The sequence below is a fragment of the Bradyrhizobium embrapense genome (genome assembly GCF_001189235.2).
Lineage (GTDB): Bacteria > Pseudomonadota > Alphaproteobacteria > Rhizobiales > Xanthobacteraceae > Bradyrhizobium > Bradyrhizobium embrapense.
This window is the reverse complement of sequence record NZ_LFIP02000014.1, coordinates 110,290-132,265: the sequence shown is the minus strand read 5'-3', so window position 1 is coordinate 132,265 and position 21,976 is coordinate 110,290. Positions and strand designations below refer to the sequence as shown.

At 56.8% G+C, this 21,976-nt stretch carries 20 protein-coding genes; 11 read left to right on the top strand and 9 right to left on the bottom strand.

Features of this window, described 5'->3' with window-relative positions; all coding sequences use genetic code 11:
• The 7 genes from AKN83_RS35400 to AKN83_RS35370 form a co-directional block, all read left to right on the top strand.
• On the top strand, positions 1-611 hold a 611-nt coding region (locus AKN83_RS35400; protein ID WP_157113729.1), incomplete at its 5' end, for an SET domain-containing protein.
• A gap of 152 nt (positions 612-763) precedes the next feature.
• Entirely contained in the window at positions 764-1,666 is a 903-nt protein-coding gene (locus AKN83_RS35395) for a tyrosine-type recombinase/integrase (protein ID WP_050400053.1), read from the top strand.
• Positions 1,667-2,287: 621 nt separating this feature from the next.
• Positions 2,288-2,788 carry a hypothetical protein gene (locus tag AKN83_RS40295; protein ID WP_157113727.1) on the top strand — a complete coding sequence of 167 codons (501 nt, stop codon included), beginning with the start codon at positions 2,288-2,290 and terminating at the stop codon, positions 2,786-2,788.
• A gap of 55 nt (positions 2,789-2,843) precedes the next feature.
• Complete coding sequence (locus AKN83_RS35385; RefSeq protein ID WP_050400005.1) at positions 2,844-3,761, top strand: hypothetical protein; 918 nt, start codon at positions 2,844-2,846, stop codon at positions 3,759-3,761.
• A 360-nt stretch (positions 3,762-4,121) separates the two neighbouring features.
• On the top strand, positions 4,122-5,261 hold the full coding sequence (locus tag AKN83_RS35380) for a CHAT domain-containing protein (protein WP_157113726.1): 1,140 nt from the start codon (positions 4,122-4,124) through the stop codon (positions 5,259-5,261).
• The gene (locus tag AKN83_RS35375; protein WP_244522223.1) at positions 5,258-6,412 is read left to right on the top strand and encodes a transglutaminase-like domain-containing protein; all 1,155 of its coding nucleotides are present in this window, start codon (positions 5,258-5,260) and stop codon (positions 6,410-6,412) included. Before AKN83_RS35380 ends, AKN83_RS35375 begins: the two co-directional genes overlap by 4 nt.
• A 15-nt stretch (positions 6,413-6,427) precedes the next feature.
• On the top strand, positions 6,428-7,822 hold the full coding sequence (locus tag AKN83_RS35370; protein ID WP_050400003.1) for an esterase/lipase family protein: 1,395 nt from the start codon (positions 6,428-6,430) through the stop codon (positions 7,820-7,822).
• Here AKN83_RS35370 and AKN83_RS35365 read toward each other — a convergent pair.
• From AKN83_RS35365 to AKN83_RS35340, 6 genes are all read right to left on the bottom strand, one after another.
• Entirely contained in the window at positions 7,815-8,444 is a 630-nt protein-coding gene (locus AKN83_RS35365; RefSeq protein WP_050400001.1) for a hypothetical protein, read from the bottom strand. The two genes, AKN83_RS35370 and AKN83_RS35365, sit on opposite strands and share 8 nt — an antisense overlap.
• A gap of 957 nt (positions 8,445-9,401) precedes the next feature.
• Positions 9,402-9,656, bottom strand: coding sequence for a hypothetical protein (locus AKN83_RS35360; RefSeq protein ID WP_050399999.1), 255 nt, complete (start codon positions 9,654-9,656; stop codon positions 9,402-9,404).
• A gap of 184 nt (positions 9,657-9,840) precedes the next feature.
• Positions 9,841-10,107 carry a DUF3892 domain-containing protein gene (locus tag AKN83_RS39115; protein ID WP_083992391.1) on the bottom strand — a complete coding sequence of 89 codons (267 nt, stop codon included), beginning with the start codon at positions 10,105-10,107 and terminating at the stop codon, positions 9,841-9,843.
• A gap of 426 nt (positions 10,108-10,533) precedes the next feature.
• On the bottom strand, positions 10,534-10,941 hold the full coding sequence (locus tag AKN83_RS35355) for a hypothetical protein (RefSeq protein ID WP_244522222.1): 408 nt from the start codon (positions 10,939-10,941) through the stop codon (positions 10,534-10,536).
• A gap of 433 nt (positions 10,942-11,374) precedes the next feature.
• Positions 11,375-12,079: a type IV toxin-antitoxin system AbiEi family antitoxin domain-containing protein gene (locus AKN83_RS35350; RefSeq protein WP_157113725.1), complete on the bottom strand. Its 705-nt coding sequence runs from the start codon at positions 12,077-12,079 to the stop codon at positions 11,375-11,377.
• 1,155 nt (positions 12,080-13,234) lie between these two features.
• Positions 13,235-13,453, bottom strand: coding sequence for a hypothetical protein (locus AKN83_RS35340; protein WP_050399996.1), 219 nt, complete (start codon positions 13,451-13,453; stop codon positions 13,235-13,237).
• A gap of 931 nt (positions 13,454-14,384) precedes the next feature.
• Between AKN83_RS35340 and AKN83_RS35335 the strand changes: the two genes are divergently transcribed.
• Positions 14,385-14,561, top strand: a complete 177-nt coding sequence (locus AKN83_RS35335; RefSeq protein WP_157113724.1) for a hypothetical protein — start codon at positions 14,385-14,387, stop codon at positions 14,559-14,561.
• Positions 14,562-14,636: 75 nt separating this feature from the next.
• Positions 14,637-15,155 (top strand): hypothetical protein, encoded by a 519-nt coding sequence (locus tag AKN83_RS35330; RefSeq protein WP_063695688.1) that lies wholly within the window; start codon positions 14,637-14,639, stop codon positions 15,153-15,155.
• A gap of 949 nt (positions 15,156-16,104) precedes the next feature.
• Here AKN83_RS35330 and AKN83_RS42180 read toward each other — a convergent pair.
• The gene (locus tag AKN83_RS42180; RefSeq protein WP_050399992.1) at positions 16,105-16,488 is read right to left on the bottom strand and encodes a nucleotidyl transferase AbiEii/AbiGii toxin family protein; all 384 of its coding nucleotides are present in this window, start codon (positions 16,486-16,488) and stop codon (positions 16,105-16,107) included.
• Positions 16,489-16,586: 98 nt separating this feature from the next.
• Positions 16,587-17,186, bottom strand: coding sequence for a DUF6088 family protein (locus AKN83_RS35320; RefSeq protein ID WP_050399991.1), 600 nt, complete (start codon positions 17,184-17,186; stop codon positions 16,587-16,589).
• A 338-nt stretch (positions 17,187-17,524) separates the two neighbouring features.
• Between AKN83_RS35320 and AKN83_RS35315 the strand changes: the two genes are divergently transcribed.
• A complete protein-coding gene (locus AKN83_RS35315; protein WP_050399989.1) occupies positions 17,525-19,294 on the top strand; it encodes an SIR2 family protein in 1,770 nt (589 codons plus the stop codon).
• Positions 19,291-20,691, top strand: coding sequence for an argonaute/piwi family protein (locus AKN83_RS35310; protein ID WP_050399988.1), 1,401 nt, complete (start codon positions 19,291-19,293; stop codon positions 20,689-20,691). Before AKN83_RS35315 ends, AKN83_RS35310 begins: the two co-directional genes overlap by 4 nt.
• 423 nt (positions 20,692-21,114) lie before the next feature.
• Here the strand turns inward: AKN83_RS35310 and AKN83_RS35305 are convergent, their stop codons facing one another.
• Positions 21,115-21,711 carry a DUF4238 domain-containing protein gene (locus AKN83_RS35305; RefSeq protein ID WP_063695687.1) on the bottom strand — a complete coding sequence of 199 codons (597 nt, stop codon included), beginning with the start codon at positions 21,709-21,711 and terminating at the stop codon, positions 21,115-21,117.
• Between the last annotated feature and the right edge of the window lie 265 nt (positions 21,712-21,976).

The following is a 21,976-nucleotide window of genomic DNA, read 5'->3' as shown; positions in this document are numbered from 1 at the left end:
ATAAACAGGTGTTATGCGAGATATTGACCGACTCCGGCCAGATATATCAACATTCTCCAGTTGCACTCCGAGATTCGACCCTGTCTTGGGAGCGTCAGTTGCTGATCGTTGAGACCTACGTTGCGCCGAGCAAAATCCACGGCTTGGGCGTCTTTGCTGCCAGGCCGCTCAAGGCCGGGACGTGCATTTGGGTATTTGATCCGATCATTGATCAGGAAATAAAGCTGGAGCACCTCAGCGGCTTGCCGGCCCGGGTACAGACCACATTGCTATCGCGCAGCTTCATGACGGATGCAGGGCAAATGATCCTGTCGCGGGACAATGGTGTGTTTCTGAACCACTCGGAGACGCCGAACCTGTCAAGCGGGCTGGACGGCAGTGTCGCGGTCCGCGATATCGCGAAAGACGAAGAGCTGACCGAAGACTACCGGTTGCTGGCGCCAGGTGCTTGCCGAGCATTTCTGGATCGTAAGACCGCAACGCCGGCGTCGAGAAGCCAGCGGCTCGGAATTACCGGCGCAGATCGCGTCCTGGCGGACGGGTCGCTGCCGCAACGGCTCGACGCGGCGAGCGGGCCGCTGAACCAAGCCGTTCGGCTGCGTCGCCGCTGACGCGACATCGCCCTATCCACAGCACCGAGCGTAAAGCTTGGCGGTGGTCGGTGTTCATTCGGTAACTGTAACCCCAAGATCATCCCGCGATGACGTAGCCGCCGCGCCTTCGATGCGGCACATGTGCGCCAAATTATCTGCAGGAGCACATGGTGAAACTGCCGAACCTGATCAAGAAATTCTTGACGTTTTGCTCAATCGAGCGACACCTCTCCGACAACACGCTGCTCGCCTATTCCTATGACCTCGCCGACTTTCGCCGCTGGCTGCCGGCGAAAAGCCGATCTCAGCCGATTACGACGGACATCCTGAGGGCATATCTGGAAAACATGCGGCTCGAGCGGTTGCAGTCGACGGCCACCATCCGTCGCCGACTCGCGTGCCTACGCAGCTTTTTCCGTTACCTGCACGACGAAGGCTTGTCCTCCGACCCGTTCGTGGGTTGGCGGCTCAAGCTCGCCCGACGCAAGAGGCTACCCCGGGCGCTTTCAGCCGACGAAACCGCAGCATTGCTCGCGTCGGCAGGTTTTTCACCGGCACGCAGGCGATCGCGTCTGAATGAGAGGATAGAGGTCGCCCTGATGATCGCCACGGGAATTCGCGTCGGTGAACTCTGCAAGCTCGATCTTGAGGATATTTCACAGGATGCGGCCAGCTTACGCATCCGCGGCAAGGGCTCTCGCGATCGCGTCGTCTACGTCACGAATCCGGAGCTTCGACGGGCTCTTCGGCGGCGCGTTCAGGACCGTCGGCGCCTGTCAGGCAAGGGCGCGCTCTTCCTCAATCAACGCGGCTCCCGATTGACGCCCCACGCTTTCCGGTCTCAATTGGCCGGCATTGCCAGGCTAGCAAACAGCAAAAGGCGGATCACGCCACACATGCTCCGGCACACGGCCGCGACGCTTCTGATCGAGCGCGGTGTTGATATTCGCATCGTGCAGCGGCTGCTCGGCCATTCGAGCATCGCGACAACCGAAATCTATACGCACGTGTCCGATGAGGCCTTGCGACGGACGTTGGAGCGCGCCAATGTGATCGGATCGCTAGCCGCCTAGCACGTTTGCCGAAATTCCTGTTGCCTTCGAACTGCAGTCACCTGATGTTTCACGATGTCGAACTCAATCGTGCAGTCAATCGTTGCTATGGGCTGCAAGTCGCCGTGGATCATGTGAAGGCCGTATTCGGCGAGCGTATCTCCGATCGCCCGGATCTCGTGAAGTTCACTCAGCCACTGCGGGGGCCGTTTTGGCGACACCGCCTACTTTCGTACCCGCTCCGGCTGTCGGACGTTCCACCGTTGGATGAACGAGCGGCGCTTCGCACAATCGAACTGGCACTGGCGCAGGAAGGCTTTGCGAGAATCTGGAGCGGGTCGCTACCCGCTCTATGTCGGGCGGCTCGAGCGCCAAGGCCTCGAAGTCGATGCGTCCATCGAGAGGCATGCCGTCAATCGCGGACCAAAGCCGGCCCCCACATCAGCGCGGTGTTTGGTTGTCCGGACCGATCGCATCTCGGCATGACTAAAGGGCTCCTGCCCCGCGCTTTTCACGATCTTTCCGTGTTGCAGGGCAGGCAGCAAGAAGTTGGATATAGGCTAAGCAACAGGGATAACATCAATATGATGGTGCGATCTCAACACTTTGGTCCGACGGGCAAATTGCTGATCGGGTCTCTTAATGCAGAGCCGATGCCTGCACATTGATCCCAGCTCCGACACCAAAGTGACGAGTGGCGGCCTAAGTGAGGCACGCCACCCCAAGTCGCCGATCGGCAACACACCGCTTGTTTTTGTGAGTTGCTTCGGTCTACGCCTTGCACTTTTGCGTGTGGTGGCTCTGATTAGCGGTACTCGTGCGGGGGCACGCGCAAGGTGGGGGACGAGAAATGGCGAAGAAAGCAAAGGCAGCCGCGAAAAAGAGCAAGACCACGAAAAAGACCGCCGCGAAGAAGAAGGCAACCGTAAAAAAGCAAGGCGGGCTACCGTCGCAAAGAAGAAAAAGACGAAGGCACCGGCAAAGAAAGCCACCGCGAAGAGAGCGGCGTCTCCGCTCGGTTGCTGCACGATCATCTATGACGATCACACCGAACAGGTCCCCAATGTAACTGAGCCGCAATGCGTCAGACTCGGCATTCAGCGCGGCGGCACGGGTCAATGGAATCCAGGCGCGTGCGCCTGAGCTAGCGCCGTCTTTTTATTACCAATTCATTTTGACGAAACGATTGAGCTGAGCCATGCAGCAATCAAGCGCGCTTGCCCGTATTTTGTCGTTTGCGTTTGCATCGATCGTAGGCGGCTGCGCCGTGCCACATTACGACGTTCCCTACACCAACCTCGGTCGTCCGACCGTCACCACGATCGTTGAGCGCATTCAATGCGAAATCAGGGATCTGGTGCGCTCCGATGTTGCCGATCCCAGCGCGCCGTCGAGTATGTATGGCCCCTTTCTGCGAAGTCAGGATTTCGACGTCTTGATCGCGATGTCGATCGACGTCAACGAATCCGGCGGCCTCACGCCGACGATGTCATACATGAACCCGCTGACGTCATTCACCTTTAGCGCAAGCGGCACTCTCAGCGAGTCGCGTGACCATACCTTCACGGAGAACCTGCAATTCTCGGCACGGCAGATTTATCTCGATTGGTATTCTGCCGAGCTCGCGGCAAAGGCGGGTATCGATCCAAGGTCTTTGGGTTTGTCCACGCACGACTGTCCCCCAGCCGACACCAATTTGTCCGGAACGCTCGGTATATCGGATTTTGTTGCCATGGCGGCTCGATCCGACGGGCTTAACATGCAGAAAACAGCAGATTCGGATGGTGTATTTGGTGGCACGATCCAGTTTGTCGTGACTAAGAGTGTAAGCGCTGTCGGGCCCACGTGGGCGCTGGTCCACTTCAATGGGCCTGGCGGACTTGGGGGACTGTCTCAGGTCAATACCGACAAGATCACGCTCGCGTTTGCGCGAGGCCCTAATCTTGGCAAACCGCTGCTGCTACCGACCTTGGCTGAGCTGAAGCCGGGCTTCCGCGCGAGCGCCGGAAGGCGCGCAACCAACGTGAAGGCCTATATGCTTCTGCAGCAACAGCTGACGAGCGGGATCAACACCCAGCTCACCATCCTGCAGAATACCCTTCGCATGAGGCCGTAGCCACGACGTGGGATGCTTGCCGCGCGGCCGAACGGCGCAGCAGCCCGGGCTGGGGGCGGCAACAATACTATAGGTAGAACCAACCACTTGTGCTATTAGTGCGTGAGATTGGATTGACCGATTAATTGATTTGCGTCGAGCCCGCGGGAAATTGCGCTATTCGATGGCTGGCTCGACCTGGCGCTGGATTGCGATTTCGAGGCCTGCTTTGGCAGCGCGTACATCTATTTTGCTTGCTTGCCGATATCGACAAGTAGCACTGGCATTGAAGAGATCATTTGTATGGCAAAGCGACCCAGAGACAGGGCGGCCGCCCCGCCGGACCAATCTGGAGACCCCGTCGTTGTCGTTCGGGCTCTTTTGGACGACGTCCTTGTCGAGGCCCACGTTACCAAACCGCAGCGCCTCGCCCGGATCAGCCAGGAGTGGACCTATATTCTCCGGGTCCGCGCGCGCTGGGCTCAAGACACGGATCTGCGTGGACGGCTCGCCGAACGTGCCGTCAAGGACCTTCGCTCGATTGGTATTTCCGAGCATCAGCTGCAGAGGCTGGCGACGGCCGACCGTATTGAAGTGGAACTCGTCACGCTTGATCCAAGCGGGTTCGACGATGGAGACGCTTATGAAGCGGCGTCAGAAATGCCGTGGGAGTATCTGATTAGTGCTGCCACGCGCGCCGAAGGCCGGTTTCGTCCGCTCCTGATCACGAGGCTCCTGCGCAACGGTCTCGGCCGCGTCACGCCCCACCCGCCCAAAAGTGTGTTGTTCGTTGAAAGTGCGCCGGGTCGGCTGAATGACCAATATTCCTTTGATGAGGAGGAAGAGCGGATTTCGGCGGCCGTCGGCGTCAGTGTCAAGAACAAGAAGAGGTCGCGGCCACTCGAGTGGGAAACGCTCAAGACGCCCTCCTTCAGCAAGCTAAAAGCCGAGCTTCATTCAAACAACTGGGAAGCTGTCCACGTCACCGGTGTCGATAACCATCAGGCCGGCTGGTTCATCGACAACTTCTATGAAGATCTCGAGAGCGATAGCCCCGACAGGCTGAAAGCGGTGATGGATGTACATGGTCGTCTGCGGGACGGCATGATCCTTTGGGAAGGCACCGACAGCGAGTTGCCGGTCTCGTTCTACCAGCTTGCCCAGACGCTCGTGGGGCGTCACCCGCCCCGCATTGTCACGCTAAACTTGTACTACTCCGGGGCGCGGATCGGACGCGAACTGGTCAAAAGCGGCGCACATGTGGCGCTGGGGTTTCTTGATGAGATCGACGACGAGATTGCTGAAAACTTCTTTCAGGAGTTTTACTGGTCTTGGTGTCATCCCGACAATGCGATCCTTGCGATCTCTGACGCATTCCTCAAAGCGTGGCAGAAGGTGAGCGCAAAGAACCTCCACGGTACGTCCATCGTGATCTGGATGGGGCGAAGCGTATTCGACGATCGCGAATATAAAAAACGGCCACCCGCGCGGGCGACCTCCAGGCGGAGAACGGCGCGATGATGGCAACCGTGAATAGCGAAGTCCAGCAGCAAGGCACGGCGGCCGTAAACAAGGTCATCCAGGTGGACTTCGACGTCGACGATACGATCAACTATTCGCTCTTGCACAACAATCGCGAGTTGTTGAGGAAGCTAAGCTTGACGCGGTTGACGCCAAAACCGGTGCGCGACGTAACCATCCAGGTCGAGCTTTTTGTCGGCACCGAGCACTACCCGTACCGGCAGACCATCCCGCTCCTTACAGATCTGCAGATTCATCTGTCGTCGCGGGTCACCATCCCCCTCACCTCGGTGCTTACGCGATCCTTGCACGAGCGGCTGCACTCGACCGTGTACGTGAAGGTTACCTGCGAAGGCTACACGGCCTATGAAGAGACGCGGCGGGTAACGTTGATACCGGTCGATGAGTGGCTCGACGATACCGACAACAATCCATGGCTGCCGTCCTTTGTGCTGCCGCGCGATCCGGCAGTCTTAAAGATCGTCAACTCCGCCCGGCGTTATCTGATCGGCATCACCGACGAGCCGGCGGCGGGTTTTGACGGCTACCAGGAGGAAGCAGCAGGGGTCGATAAGCAAGTCCAGGCGCTATGGACCGCGATCGTCAATGAGTACCGGCTGCAATATATCAACCCGCCCCCGGCCTATTCGAAGCAGACGCAGCGGTTGCGCACACCGACCGAGGTCCTGAAGTCGAATAGCGGTACCTGCATTGATCTGGCACTGCTTCTTGCTGCCTGTTTTGAGTATGTCGGAATTTATCCCGTCGTGGTCCTGCTCTCCGGACACGCCTTCGTAGGCTACTGGCGCTCGGACGTGACCCATGACGACCTCGTCGTCGTGGGCAAGACGCCGGCCACAGTCCCGAAAGTTGGAGATAAGATCGGACGCACATCTGGAAAGCCGTATGTCGATAAGTTCGGATGGCGGTTGACTCGGCTCAACTTCGCCGAAGTGCTAGCCTACGTCACCTCGGGCGACCTTGTGATGCTGGAAGCGACGTTCTTGACAGGAGCGAACAGCTTCCAGGCAGCGATTGACGAGGGACGGGCTAATTTGCGCAATCCGGAGGAGTTCGACAGTCTCCTCGATATCCAGCTTGCGCGTACCGCCGATCCACCGGTGACACCTCTTCCGATTATCAGCGACTAGCCCCGGGGACCCGCGATGGCGCAAGACTATGCCGACGATCTAGCGCGATTTGAGGCCCAAATCAGCGCAACCGAGGACCACAAGGACCTGTTTTCGGATCTTTATGTTCCGCACGACGTTGATAGCGAGTCGATCGCGGGGCTCCGACGCCGGCGACGGCGGGTCGCGAACACATTTGATGATCCGATCAAGACGGTTTCGCTGGTCGACGAGAACGGCGTGCTCTATTGGCGCGATGGAATTCCAGGACCGGAACTGCCGACGCGACGCCGTCGCGCCTCGCGCGGGGTGCTTGCAGGACCTCCCGCGACGGTCGTTATCACCAAGCAGTTTCCGGTGCTCGCGCCCAACAAGGTCGTCGCTGCAATTGCTGCGATTGACCGCCGGCTGAACCAAGCGCTGGACGAGTCGCTGCGATCGCGACTCCGGCCCATGCGTAAAACCAACGACACGATGAAGCCGTTCGCGTTCGATCCGAATGACACCAAAGGGCCATTTGAGGGCCGAACGCTAGTCTTCGTGCACGGCACGTTTTCCAACGCGACCAGCATGCTGAACGAACTCATTGCGACGACCAACGGAGAGGCTTTTCTGCAGCAGGCGATGAGCGGCAAGTATGATCGCGTGCTGTTTTTCGAGCATCCGACGCTTGCCGTCAGTCCGGTCATCAACGCGCTCGAGCTCGGTCGGGCATTCGCGGGGTCTTCCGGCCAGATTGACGTCATCGCACATAGCCGCGGCGGACTTATCGTCCGCTGGTGGCTCGAGGCCTTTGGCAGCTCGCTCTCGCCTACCCCCGATATGCCGGTCCGGGTGGTGTTTGCCGGCTCCCCCCTGCACGGCACCTCCCTTGCTGCGCCAGACAAGCTGCAAACCGCGCTGAGCCTGGTTGCGAACATTGGATCCTTCGCAGAGGCGACGCTGAAAATTGCCGGCGCGGCAAACCCGTTTCTTTGGGTTGGGGGCAAGCTCGTCGAGGTCATTGTCACTGTGACGGGTGCACTCGCCAAAACCCCAATTCTCGATGCGATGGTCACTCTCGTGCCGGGGCTGTCGGCGCAATCCGCGGTCGCGAACAATTACGAGCTCAATCGGCTTCGGCTGGGACCATGCGCGGTGCAGCCAAACTACTTTGCGATCCGGTCCAATTTCGAGACAGCGGATCCTGGCTGGAAGTTCTGGCGAAACTTCCGCGCCGCGCGGCTCGGAGACCTAGCCGCGGATGAAATCTTCACTGGCGCGAACGATCTCGTGGTCGACACGGCTTCGATGACCGATCTCGGCGATACCGATTTTAGTGTCAGAATGTCGGCTGACATTTGCGATTTCGGGACATCAGACACTGTCTGGCACTGCAACTATTTCCGCCAGCAGCGAACGATCGACTACATCACGGCCAAGTTCAGCTGAGCCGCGGCAGCGACAATGTCTGAGAATGCTGCGAGAAGATTGCGCGCAGCTTTCGCCGTAGCGGCGACAGTTGGCGAAAGCCTCGGGCAAGCTTCTCCGAGGGTGCGATTAGATAAGCCTGGAGCTCGTCAGGAATGACGTGCTTGGCGTAGCCAGCTTCAGCGATCGTTCGCGCAAGCTTTGCCGTATCATAGCCTTGGATCGCGTCGCGCACCCGATCGCGGTAGGTGTGATCGACGAAATAAAGCGCGTGAGCCAGTTCGTGCCGTAGACTGGCGGCACTAGGACCGAAGACACCAATGACATAGAACGGCTTGCGCAGCTTACGAAACAGCGCGAGCAGGCGCTTTTCCTTTTCGCTCAACGGATTGAACGCGCCGTCATAGAATGGCTTGAACGCGGTGGATGGCAGATTGAATCCCGACCAGTCCTTGTAGTACGTGAAATTGCCATGGCGGCTTGCATACCAATCCATATATTGCTCAAGGTTAAAAATGCGACCGTGAAAGTGCGGAGATTCGTAGTGCTCCTGAGGGCGTAGGAACGTCGACGCCAGTTCGTACTGCGTCTCGAACTGCAGGAGATAGATATCGCTGGCAATCTTGTGCTTTCTAACCCTCATTCGCTCAGGCTCCTGGTCCAGATTGCGAACTATGGCACGAGATCAGCCGCGAGCAACAGGGACGAGATATTGCAATACGGAAGGCCAGCACATGAGACCGGATGGATTTTCCAGGGCTTATACTAGTCGGCTCGATCGTCCCCCCATAGCGCATCCATACTCCGCTGTACTCTTACCAGAGCCGATGCTCGGACCCTGCTTGGTCTCAACCTTGCCGGTCCAGTTCGCTCGCCAAGTAGGTAAGGGACGCCGGTCAGCGTCGCCTTTTTAGCGCTTGGCTTGGTTTGCCAGCGGCGCATTCCCACACGGAAGGGGGCTGGCATGACCATATAGCTCGACGCCTTGCCGGGTGCCGGTTTCCGGCCTCATCCGACAGGATGATGCATTTCGTACGGTGGGACAATACACGCTACAAGGTACGAAATACGTTATGACGTGTCCTGTGCACCGGTTTTCCTCGCTGGTTTAATTGGACGACTGGCGGCCCCGCAGCCGGGGCTCGGCCCCGATGCGGAGCGGCCGCGTTCCAACGTTCCCTGCACGCCTGGTGGCCCGTTGCCAGGTGGGCCCGGCAAGTCGGGCGGCATCGCCCCTCCCCACGCAAAGCAGATGCCGAATCGGATATGCTTTCAACCCGATCAGCTTCCACGCTTAGATCACGACATGATGCAACGATCCGACATCGTCTCGACCGGAATCTGCCTCGTACCAAGCTCGACGAGATGCTGGTCTGCCGTCATCGACCGACGTCCCGCGCATCTGGCTCGACGCGCTATCGAGGGCAAGAGCCTGCCTCCATGCCGCGGACATCCTGGAGGACGGGTCTCCTCGACATCCCCGCCGCCGCCGATCTGCCTGCCGTCAAATGACGTCAACAGAATCTTGACAAGCTATCGAAGGAAAAGCGCACAGAGCTCGTTGCGGCTCTGGAAAAAGTCCTCAAGTCTCGCGCCTAGCTTACTGGCGCGACATGCCTTTCAGCTCCACCCGACGCCTGGCGACGAGGTGCCGCGTCTCCGCGGTATCGAATCCGGCCTGCTCAAGCTGGCGTATAGTGCCAGTCAGTGCAACGATCTGCGCCCGAAGGCGAAGCAATCGGATCGGCTGCTTTTCTTGCCCTTTGATAAATCCTGCCAGCACTGACCTGCGTGCACAGAGCACGGAGCCCAACTTGAAGACAGGCAGTTTCGACGTCTCGGCCAGATCATACACTTTGCGACCTCAGCATGGATGCCGCGATTAGACGTTACCGATGCGGTCAACGGGCTGGGGACCGCCTCGATAGTCTCTTTATGCAGTTCGTCCCCAAACCTGGCGCTCGGCCAAGGACTAAAGCCCGATAGATCCGGGCCCTTTTTACGTCGTTGAATTTATCCAATCCGCAGCGCGCCTAGCGTCATCGGCACTCCGGCAGCGCTAAGAGATTGTCATTGTAGTAGCCATCTGCGTGGGTCCGAACGTACTTTCCGTTCGGACCGTCAACGACTCCGACGTCTGCACGCGTGCCGCCGACAAGCGTGAAAAATGTATTCGTGCCGTTCTCAATTGACTGGATGACTTGTGATCTCGGCCACTTCCAGCCGGCGCCCCCGAGGTGCGCGATGCCTTTGTGCGTGTCATTTCGTGGAAGCTTATTGATGCAGGTAACTTGTACGTCTGGCACTTCTTTTCTCCAAATCGAAATCCCGAAAGCCTCTGACCGCGTAGACCACAAAATATGGCGATAATGTTTTTGATAGTCTCCACGGACTGTTCCCAGCAAAATGACGCGATCAACAACTCGGGGCAGTTTTCGAAAAACCCTTACTCCGGAGGTATTTTCGTCGCTCCCGTCGCAAAATTAGTGTCCGATCCCTACCATCCCCTGCATTGCGATCCCCTGCATTTTTGCAAGATCTGCGAGTTTTTCACACGAGAACGGGGGGGCTCTTTTTGTTTTTCCATCGAGCAATCCGCACGCCGAGGCGGGCTTTGCCGTTCCACGAGGAAGCCTTCCTGCTATGTCACAGGATCGCGAGCGCGATCGTGACAAGCACCAAGAGCGCCATGCTGACGGCGATCAGTATTCCAAGCTGCTCGAGCCGTGGCTTCATTGGAGGCGGTATTTCCTGCCGTTCGTATTCGGCTCGGTGTTGTCGCTCGAGGAGAACATCAGGATTGGTACGGTCTCATCCTCTTCCTTGTAGAGCCGGTAGAGGCCTCGGCCTTTTGACGCGATCTCTTGCGGATCACTATTGGCGGGTCCTATTAACACGTCGTCTTCGTAAAGCTTGGCCTCCCGCAACTGCCGGATGGGGTACTTTACGACGATCACCCAGGCGTCTCCCTGCCAGCAGCGGAATACGCCGTGCAGGCTGTAGTCGACCGGCTGGGCTGGCAGAAGGAAAAGAAAGCCGCTTGCGACGAAGGCGAGTGCCGTCGAGCCGAGCGCGATATGCGTGCTGACATCCCCGTGACTGTCTTTCGGAAGACCATCGGCTTTGACCGCGCCCGCCACTACGTAGAAGCTATAGGTTCCGACATGCCCTGGGCGCGGCCATTGTGTAAGCCGATGCGGCAGGCGATGCAGATGCAAAGGATCAGCAGGGCCGTGCACGTCAACGGAACAAGGAAGGGGGTCACGGTCGCCAAACGTCGGGTTGTCGCTCGTTGATCGGGCAATCCGTGTATAGCGGCTTGTGACGCCGAATAAACCGCGCGACGGCCCGTCGCGGGACTTTATTTCTGTCCGTTATGGACTGTTTCGTTAATCCGTGACGCGTGCTGAGCGAAGCCGGATTTTTGTTTTCAAACCATCCTCCCAAGAAGAATGTGAAGCTTCGGTCCGTGAAGAGTTTGACAGTGTGATCAAACTGGCCTGTCGCCAAACCTCGGCGTGATGTCGAAGCCTTGCGATGCGGCGTTCTGCAACAGCCAGTCGGCGTCGAAGCCTATCGAGAAACCCTGTCCGCGATTATCGCCGCGCCATTGCGACAGCAGGTCGCCGTTCGAGGTAAGGGACCCGACGAACGCATGGACGCTTTCACCTTAACGCTTGCGCAATCCTTCAGGAGTTTTTGCAAGCGGTCGGGTCGAAGATTGGCAAGGGCCCCGAGTAGAGCATCGACCTGTTCGAAGCTTTCGTTGTTGGGCAATTCGTCGAGCAGTTCGAAAACGGCGCGCTCGGGCGTCGACAGGATTAGAGGCCAGTCCCATTGGCCCCAGTTCAGTTGAGGTACGTCGCCTCCGCGAAAAGCCGTTTCATCGAGCATCTTCCCGGTTTCGACATTCCAGCGGACACTGCTTATGCCCTTAGCGACGGGTTCGTTTTTGAAGAGCCGCCGGGCGTTGTGGTAGACGAACTTCACGGACAGCGGCAGCTTGTTCACCCAGGATGGCGGAGACTTGGGACCGTAGAGGTGAACGCGAGTCGTCGCTTGCGGCAGGTAGTGAGCGTATCCTTGTAATTCGAGCGCCGTTCGCCCGCCCACGACGAGCGGTGAATAGTTCAGGATGCACTGCAGGGATATGACGACCTGCTGCCAGCTCAATTCGTAGCGCGGTCGCCGGAAAACCCCGCGGGTTGGCTGTTCGAGCCAGCCACGCGTCACATACAGATGTTGGAGCTGGGTGGAGTAGCCAACCGCTTGAGCCAGGCGGAATCCACGACAAGCCCCTCAGGCAGAAGCTTGTCGAGCTGGTTTAGGAGTTGGCCTTTTTGTCTATCCATGATTGATATAATAGAACATTTTCAAACCGAAGGTCAGTTTGAAATTATCTAATTTTATCAATCATCAGTTGATTCCAGCACCGTTATCCAAACCAGCTACTTCTACCGGGACGCGTCCCTGAATTCGCCCCGCGCATGATACATGCAACCGCTATAGCGGTGATGTTCCCATCGCTGAGAGAATCATCCTCACGCCCAATATCCAAAGCGCTCGAACACCCGTCGAACCACGGTTCACAACGAAGAGGAATCCTCAAAAATTGAACTTGCAAGGTTTACGGTGCCCATGACTCAAATCCCTGCAATCTCACACGCCATTAAATCCTAAAAAAACAGACTCCTGCTCAACCGCTTAGAGGCTTGTTCATGGCGACTAGCGAATCCGGGGACCACCTGGGTTGACCAAAGAGGGCATGTTCAAGCCTAGTCTGCATTTCCAGGCTGCTTCGAATTGCCGGCGAAGGCCTCTTTCTGCATTTTGGAAATTAGCATGCCCTTGAGTCCGCCCTTCCCGTCCCCGCTTCTTCGGCTGCGGTTGATGCTCTGGCGCGCTTCCTACGCGGGCATACTCGACCTCCCGGTCGTGAGCGTGCCTTGTGCAAATGAACTGAATGATCTGGTTGCGCGCACCTTCCTAGCAACTGACACGGTGGTCAAGTTTTGACGAGCCATCCCACGAGCGTGGCCGCAACAGCAATCAACCCCGTCCACCAAATGGATCGAGGACGGGTCGAACGGATGGAGAGCCAGTAGAGTAAGGAGCCTAGGATCAAGCCCCAATTCTTTCGGAAGTCGCCGTTGCGTTTGGCGATCTCTACCAGATCCGAGTATTTGACGTCCTGGTCCGACACAGCCGACCTCCTGTCTGGCCTTCGCAAACATGCAATCACACGCGCTACCGAGCCGACTTCCTCTCCAGCCCACAACGCACCCACGGGCCTATCTCAACCGCCGATAGCCAACAACGCACCACAACTGAACTACACACACGGCGCCTCAATTACTTAAACTCAACTAGCTTGGACCGGCATCACTACTTGCCTGACGGCGACATTTCTGTTTTCACGAACGCTGGTTCGACTTAAAGAAATTTCTTAGCGGCGAAGATCAGGACAATTAGCCCAGTAATGAATAGTCGCGCCGAGAGCACGATCGCGAACAACATAATAATAAAACCCAAAACTTGGCCGAAGGCTTCCTTCACCTGACCAGACTGCTTCAATACTTCGGGGATAGGATCCCCGAATTTTGAGCGCAGAGCTTCGGTCGCTCCGGAGAGCGTTAAGTTAGTATCAGTCATTTTGCGAAACCTTAGCGGACCCCTTAGGCCCGTCCTTTTCTCGCCTGTTCAACCCTGGGCTTAGTTCGCTGGGCGCCCTTTAGGTACATCCATTATTCAAGAACTAAGGCCGTGTCTGATCTACAACACCAACTAGGCCATTCAAGTTCTACACACTCTAGCCTGTCTCACCAGTAACTGAGTGGGTTTGGACCATCTCAGCAGTTACTCAACACCCAATACCATAATTACCGGATAACAACGCACAACACGCATTCCTAGCTGCACAACATGCGTAGTTTAGCTCCAGGGATAAAATTCGGACCAGCCTAAACTTACTTTCCGCAATTGGATCAATGCGATATTAGGTACAACCCACACGTCCAGCACGAAAATATTTTGTTTCCTGGCGTAAAATTCCGCGTGAAGCAGCTCCGTGGAATCCCGACACGGACTCCGAAGCGGCGTCCGAGTTTGCAAATTACCCTCAAAAAAAGGCAGTTTCTGAGACTCGAACGTATGCTCTTTTCGAGATTTCAGCGAGAGTTCGACTCCAATTCCTAGGAAGCTTCGCAGTTCGGTAGTCCCAACAAAGAAGGATCTTCCTAACAATTTACAGGAGCGGATGAGCTGCCTTCCTAGGGATTTACCGAGTTGTTGTTCGAAAGCGATTGCCGTCTGAAAGAAGAGGATTCCTATTTTGTTTGAAGTCGGCGGAGGGGTAAAGCTCTACTCTAGATTGCGCATATCCGGCCGGGACAGACCTACCCCTTCGCCCAATGCACCCCCTAGGTGCATTTTGATCGTACAACTACTAAGCGTGGCTTCCACGCCTTAATGCCGAGAGTCCTTCGGGCCGAGTTGTTATATCAAACCGATGGAGGCGACGGATGCACCTCCGCTTCCTGATCAGAAGGTGACGCGAGAAAACCCAACCAAGGGGATGGAATCGATGGACCTGTTTACTCCGGTGGTCAATGAAGCGCTTCAGCATCCCAATTTTCGTCGGCTTCGCGCGAACCGGAATGGCTACGACTGGGACGTTCTGAATGACTGGGCCCGCGGCTTTGTTGACCGCGACGGCAAATTCGTTGCCGAATTTCAGAGAACATTCGATACGTGTTTCTAGGAGCTCTATCTATTCGCAGTCCTCAAACAATACGGCCTGACCGTTGATTTCTCTCATGGGTCACCCGACTTCTGCGTGGCCGACCACGGCGGGTTCAACATCGAAGCAACCGTAGCACTCCACGCGAAGGGCTCTGTTCCCGAATATGAGAAATCCGGGCAGCCGATACCTGCGGATCTCAACGAGTTCAATCGACGCACGATCATACGCATCAACAACAGCATCGACGGTAAGCGAAAGAAGTATCTCGATTCTTATGCGACGCTCCAGCACGTTCGACAACGTCCTTTCGTGCTCGCCATCACGGCAATCGACAATCCTCATGCAAGGCTCACCTGCCAACGCGCCATTGAGGCTGTCCTCTTCGGATATTACGTAGATGAGGAACGATATTTGCGTGAGGGTGGCGAACTCAAGGGGCACCAACTCGAATGTGTCCCTACGGAAGCGGAGCGTCCCTTAGACCCGAGCATATTTCGGCACCGCGACGTATTTCAGGCGTATTACTCAGAAGCTGACGGGGAATGGGTTTACGAGCGCCGCGATGGCCAGCTCATTTCCAGGCAAGTCTTTACGATGATTGCCCGCGACTGATAAGCAATCGTGGGGTCGACCCTAAGGACCGCCAAGCCCCGGGCGCGAGCACTCCTCAGGCTCACTTACTGCCTCCTCCTCATCTAGTACGCTCAGCCAGTTTCGCGCTTCGGTATCGCTACGGAATGGACCGATGCGCCCGCCACGTCTGAGGATATACCAACCTTCTCTTAATATCCCGGGGGCCTTAGCGGTTAGATAAGTGATCTGCATGAATTCCTCCTGCGTTCGGAGGATGTTCTTCCGAAATCGTGAAAGTCGCCAGAGCTGACGCGCAATTTTTTAAATGGCTATTGGTACCAAACGTCGTAAATAGCAGAGACAAATTCGGCGCTTTGTACCATTCCGGCCTCAGCGCCAACCGCCAAACGGTTGCCCCCTAACGCCGCGAGGCGATAATTTGCAAAAGAACGTCATGCTGCTGGGCCGGCGGCCTACCAGTTGCCATTAGCCCTTTTCTGCAACGCTTCACAACGCCTCATGATCTCTTCGAAGGATTCGACGTCTCCCAACAGAATTCCGTCGTCGGCCATTTTCTTGTAGTCGGATTCCAGCTCTTGGCGAATCTTATCATCAGGGACAAGTTTCAACTTGCCGGGGACGGCGGCGGAGTAGTCGATGAGATTCCCGCTGCTGTCCTGTCCGCGGAAGAACTTCGACTCCAGTCAGCCACTTCTTTGGCAAGAGGCTTGTCATCAAAGGCAGCCTGCGCAAAACCCTTGTCGTCGAGCCGCACAAGGTCGTGCCAATGACGAGAAATGCGATCGCCTTTGAGGCCCTGCGCGCAAACGACGTGAATGGCGGTTGCCTTCTCCCAGAAGGTCCTTCGGCAACATGATCCTCGGGTTCGCCGTTGGAAGCTCGATCTCGGGCAAGTGACTGGCTGCATCACAGACAACCGGACGGATTTCGGCCGGTTCGCCGGTTGATCGCGCGCCGAATTCAAGCTTCACCTGGACGGAACATACCCACTCCCTTTTGCGAGCGGGTCGTAGTCTACATAGATGGTTGCATCATCGACCCGGAAGGTCACATCGACGCCGGTCGCCTTAGCGTGCTCCTGAAGGACCGGGAGTGCCTTGTCTTTCACCCATTCGGCCAGCTTGGCGCGCGCGGCTTTGGTCCATTTGTCGGCCTGGCTGTTCGTGGGCGGAATCGGCGAATCGCCAACCACAAGATCGGGGATGATTTGGCGAATATCATAGGTGAGATCGATATCTTCGGAGAAGCGCTGAATAATGTCGTAGCCCTTCGAAAGCGAGGTGCCGCCTTTGAAAACGAGGTGGTCGCCGAAGGTGGATGTGAAGAGGCCTTGGAGGCCCAGACAACCCAAATGCCCTTTTCCAGCAAATGGACCGGTCGACCTGAGGCCGTGGCGACAACGCCGAGAGCCTCAAGCCGTTCGTCAAGAGAGAGAGAGCGAGATAGGATTCAGCCATGGGCCACGAGCACCTGGCTGATGGATTTTGACATCCATGCGGGCAATGCAGGCCTGAGCGCGATCAGATCCTGTAAGACCGGTTGCGGGAGCTTTTGCTTGAGTTTGGTCAGTGCCTCCGCGGCATGCTGTCTTCCCAGCCAAGCAAGCGCACGAACCGCCTCCCCGGCCTTAGGTTGCGTGGGAAGCAGCATCCGCTGAGGGGCCTTTTTCATCTCAACGACTTGAGCGCCAAGTTTAAACTGCCGGTTTGGGCCCGATGTCAGATAGACAAGTTTCGTGGGTAGCTGTGTCGTAAGACCGAGCATGTTCGCAGCAGCCGCACCGTGCGGGACAATCGTCTCTGCACGCGTAGCAGCAAAACGCTCGATGACCTTTTCTGCCGCTGGCGCACGCGTCCCAAAGCGCGTCTTGACAGGCAGGACATAGATACCCTGGCCAAGGCGCATCAGCTCATTGCGCTCATGAAGCCGCTTCAAAGCCTGATCGACTGCGGCCCGGCTACCAAGATGCAGAAATTCCTTGGCGCTAATCAAAGCGCCTTCGGGCATCGATCGGGCGTGGGTCAGAATTTGCTCAGCAACGGGCTGCATGGCTTCGCTCCTACGTCAGAAACACCGTCGAGTTTCTGACAGAAGTCAAATAAACCGCCATTATATAAATATTTTCAATATCTTGAATCTCTTGAATGGCCTTTTCCACGCTACCGCCTGAAAGCTGTGGACAGCCGGTACACACCATTCACGAGAAAGAACAGATCATGCACCCTTCGGAGGGCGACCTCCGCAGAGCATTCCCGACCCATATTGTGGCATCTCGGTGCTTTGCCCCGGCTCACGCCGCCCGACAGCACTCACCAACCATAAGGACGCTTCACCCACTTATTCTATCAATAGCTGTCCACATTCACGCGCAAAGCTAGCCTGACCGAATGGAGCAAGCAGAGTTCATCCGCATCGTAACGGAAGCGCCGGGCATGTTTGCTTGGATGCTAGGTGCTGGCTCGTCACAAAGCGCAGGCATCCCTACAGCCTGGGACATCATTTGGGATCTGAAGCGTCGCTACTATTGCTCCGAGGAGCATCAAGAAGTTTCATCGAACGATCTGCAAAATGCTGCGGTTCGCGAGAAGATCGAATCCTATCTGATGTCGCGCGGCTTTCCTGCGAGCAGCGATCCCACAGCCTACAGCCGAAGTTTCCAGTTGATCTTTGGCACCGACCTCGAACGGCAAAGCCGTTATCTGCAAGCGAAGCTCTCCGAAAAAGCATCGTCCCTCACCATCGGTCACAGGATCTTCGGCGGCTTGTTCAGCACGGGGGCGATCAAGGTCGTGTTTACGACCAATTTCGATACCGTAGTCGAACGCGCGGTGGCTGAGGTTACCGGCAAGAGCCTTGCTCCGTTTCATCTGGAAGGCAGCTACGCTGCAAAGCAGGCGCTGAACATCGATGCCTTCCCGATCTACTGTAAGCTGCACGGCGACTTTCGCTACACGAGCATCAAAAATCTTACCGAGGACCTGAAAACACAGAATGCCGAGATGGGCGATTGCCTTGTACCCGCCTGCAATCGGTTCGGCATGATCGTGGCCGGGTACAGCGGACGCGACGAAAGCGTGATGCAGCTCCTTCACCGTGTCCTCGATGGCCCCAATCCCTTTCCGCATGGTCTTTATTGGACGACGCTTAAGGGACGAAAGCCGCTTCCTGCCGTGACGGCGCTGTCGGAAGCGGCTCAAGCCAAGGGCGTCCGTGCCGAACTTGTTGAAATCGAAACTTTCGATTCCCTGATGTCGCGGATATGGAAGCAACTCCCCGAGAGGCCAAAAGATCTGATCGAGAAGATCGACCGAACAGGGTCTCAAGCCGTTTCCATTCCGCGCAAGGGGGCGGGCAACGGCGATCCCATTCTCCGCTTAAATGCGCTTCCCTTGATCGAACTGCACGACACTTGCCTTGAACTCAATTTTGCGATTCCGAAGGACTGGGACGATATTCACGCCGCGGAAAAGTTGGCACGCAATCAGATCATCGCGACAAAAGGTTCCTCGATTTTGGCGTGGGGCAGCGAACAGGCCCTGCGGCAAGCGTTTGGCAAGGACCTCACCTCATTGTTGCCGTGCTCCATCAAGGACCGTCTCCAGGATTACGCGAACAATCTCCCCCTCAAAGGCTTCATCGAGCGCGCCATAGGCCTGTCCCTTATCCGGGGTAAGCCACTGTTGGTGCGGGATTGGCGCGGTGGATCCGTCCTCATTCTCGATCGGCAACATCCTAATCCGGATCTGACACGGGGTATTTCTCAGTGTGTCGGCGGCAGCCTGCATGGGCGGATCGATGGACTGATGTCCGCGGTAACTCCTGAACATCCCAAGTCTGAAGAGGTGTGGTGGGCAGAAGCGGTCAGGTTTGATGTGGACGAAATTGACGGCCGGTTCTGGCTCGTCCTCAAACCCGATGTCTGGATTTGGTCAAAGTACGCACGGCAACAAGCCACGAGTTTTCTGGATGAACGGCTGGGAAACCGTTTCAACAACCGAGGCGATGCACTGCTCACAGCATGGATCAACCTCCTTCTTCCTGGCAGCGGACGCGCGGCCGATCATGTTTTGAAGCCTTTCGCGGAACAAGACGGCCCAGGCTCGCCGAAGATCGTCGTCAATGCCCGCACGGCCTTTAGCCGAAGGATGATTGCATGACAGCATCGCCTTCGGAAATGGACGGCTATGCAACGATCCCTGAACCGGATCTGGTTTTTGCCGGCAACGGCTTGGACAAGCATCCCCTGCGCGGCCTTCGTCAGCATGGTCCCTATAGTCTGCCGCTGGGCATCCCGACGCGGGTGCGCATGGCTCTGCTGGCTCCGAAAGACTTACTGCCGAAGCTCGATGGCATTCTACGCGAACTGAAGGGTGCGGCCCGGCCGCGCGAAGCGCTCAACTACTATCCGGAATATCCCGGCTTCGAACCGCTGTTCCGTACCAAGTTGATTTCCGAGGCAGCGCGCCGGTTCGAAATGCCGGAAGATCTCAATCAGCTCGCGCTCACAGGCAATCGCAACGAACTCGCTCGTCAGATTTTCGACGCGATCGGCAAGCTCACGCTGCACCGCAGTGAGTTCGACGTTCTTCTCATGTATCTGCCGAATTCCTGGGAAGCATGCTTTGAATCGCCGGGCTTCGACCTGCACGATTTTCTCAAGGCCTTCTGTGCACCAACGCGGATTCCGATCCAGATCGTCCTGGAGAGCGCGCTTCTGCGCAAATGCCGCGCGAACGTGATGTGGGGGCTCAGCGTCGCGCTGTACGCAAAAGCAGGCGGCATTCCTTGGAAGCTTGCCGGCCTTAACCCGGATGAGGCCTATATCGGCATTAGCTACGCGATGAAGAAAGATAGCGACCGGACTGATTACACCACTTGCTGTAGCCAGGTCTTCGACCCTGACGGCACCGGTTTCCAGTTCGTTGCTTATGATACCAAAAGTTTCACGCAGGATCGGCGCGGCAACCCGTACCTCGATTACAATGAAATGCTGGCGGTGATGTCCCGCAGTTTGGAGATCTATCAAAGCGGCCATTCAGGCCGCCCTCCCAAGAAGGTCACCGTCCACAAGAACACTCCCTTTAGGGAGGAGGAAATCTTGGGGACGCTCGATGCGTTCAGTGATCGAACGAACATTGAGCTCGTCCAGATTGTGAAATCATCGAACTGGATGGCCTTCACCTATGGCGATAACAAACGCGCCTCCAGCTACCCGCTACTGCGCGGGACGCACCTGCCGCTAACGTCCGATACGGCATTCTTCTGGTCACAAGGCAGCGTGAACGGCGTCCATATGACGGCGTCCAAGCCGGTCTACAAGGAGGGAACTCTCAAACCAATTCCGTCCCCCCTCCTGCTGAAACGATTTACGGGAGCGGGAGGATGGCACGATACCTGCGCCGGAATCCTTGGACTTACGAAAATGGATTGGAATAACAATACGCTCTATAAAAAATTGCCGGTGACACTGGAATATTCCCAGCGCTTCGCCCGAATTATTCAACAAAATCCCAATATGGTCGATGACGTCTTTGATTTTCGGAATTTTATGTAGGACCGAGGCAATAGCACGGCAAACCGGGGGCATCGTCGGCCGCGGCTCATACTTTGCCGGCGTTGGGAAAGAAGGGCGTCGGCTCCAATTTTGTTGACATCTCCGCAGCAATAAACGGCTCAAGCGTTTCGTCGCTTGCCCAGACGAAACGCCGGGCGCGACGCACGACGAAATCATTTACATGGGCGACGATTGTTCGGGGGGCGGCTGCGCGCAATTTCTCAAAGCTGGCGTCCTCATTCGCGGCGACAAAAAGTCTTTGTGGGACTGATTGGCATCGACAGAACGCCGTTCGGCTGCTTGAGATTGAATATTTCGACTGGGCGGTCAGAAATGAGCAGCCGAGCGGGCGAAGCGGAGACGTCGATAGTTGCCCACTTCATTTGATTGAGATGCGTTCCAACGATCTCGTTATCGAGAGCCTTAATGATCGTTATCGAGAGCCTTAATGATGAGGTTGGCTTGCATTTTGGTCCGCGTGAGGGGATCGCGCTGCGCCAGCATGTCGTCAAAAGTAGCAGGGTCGCCGGGCTGGCGTAATTTCTCGTAGCGCTCATGAAATTCATTGCCGCTGCCCGCCCAAATGCTTTGAGCCGCAGTGCGCAGCTCCGGAATGGCATCTGGATGGCGCAAATGGACGCCGATCACGAAGCGCGACCAGGCGCTAATGAGTTCATTTGTCCACTGGTGTCCCGCCTGGCCGAGATGAATGTCTAACGCATCGGAGGCTTTCTGATCCGCGTACGCGAAGAACACCTCCTCCATAAACTGAGCTTGGTCCGGCGGCAGTTCAGGAAAGGCATAGAGGTCGCGCTCAAAGCCCGTCGAGCGCGGCCCGACGGGCTTCGCTATCAATTTACCGCCCTTTTGGGCATATTCGACAAGCTTACTATCCGGCCCGGCCCATCCCTTGAGATAGAAAGCGGGTATGAATGATGGTCGCGCGGCGCGTTCATGGGCTCTGTATATCACAGGCCCTAACGGCGGGCCGCCCTCAACGACGCCCAAAAACCGAATCAACTACGAGTCGCAGGCATGAACCGGTCGAGAAACGATAGCGATCAAGATCCGGACCCATTCGATGAATAAATAGACCGCGCCTGCGAGGCAGATCCTCTGCCGCCATACGTTGAGGACGCGCCACCGCGCCGTGGCCCCCCACTTTCTGCCGACGAATGTCGTGCGGCATGGGATCGTCTGGCGACATTTCAGACATCGTCCGACTTCATTCATTTGACGAGAACGCTATGCGACCGCTGCGGCTCCGAGGAGTGGTTCAACAGGC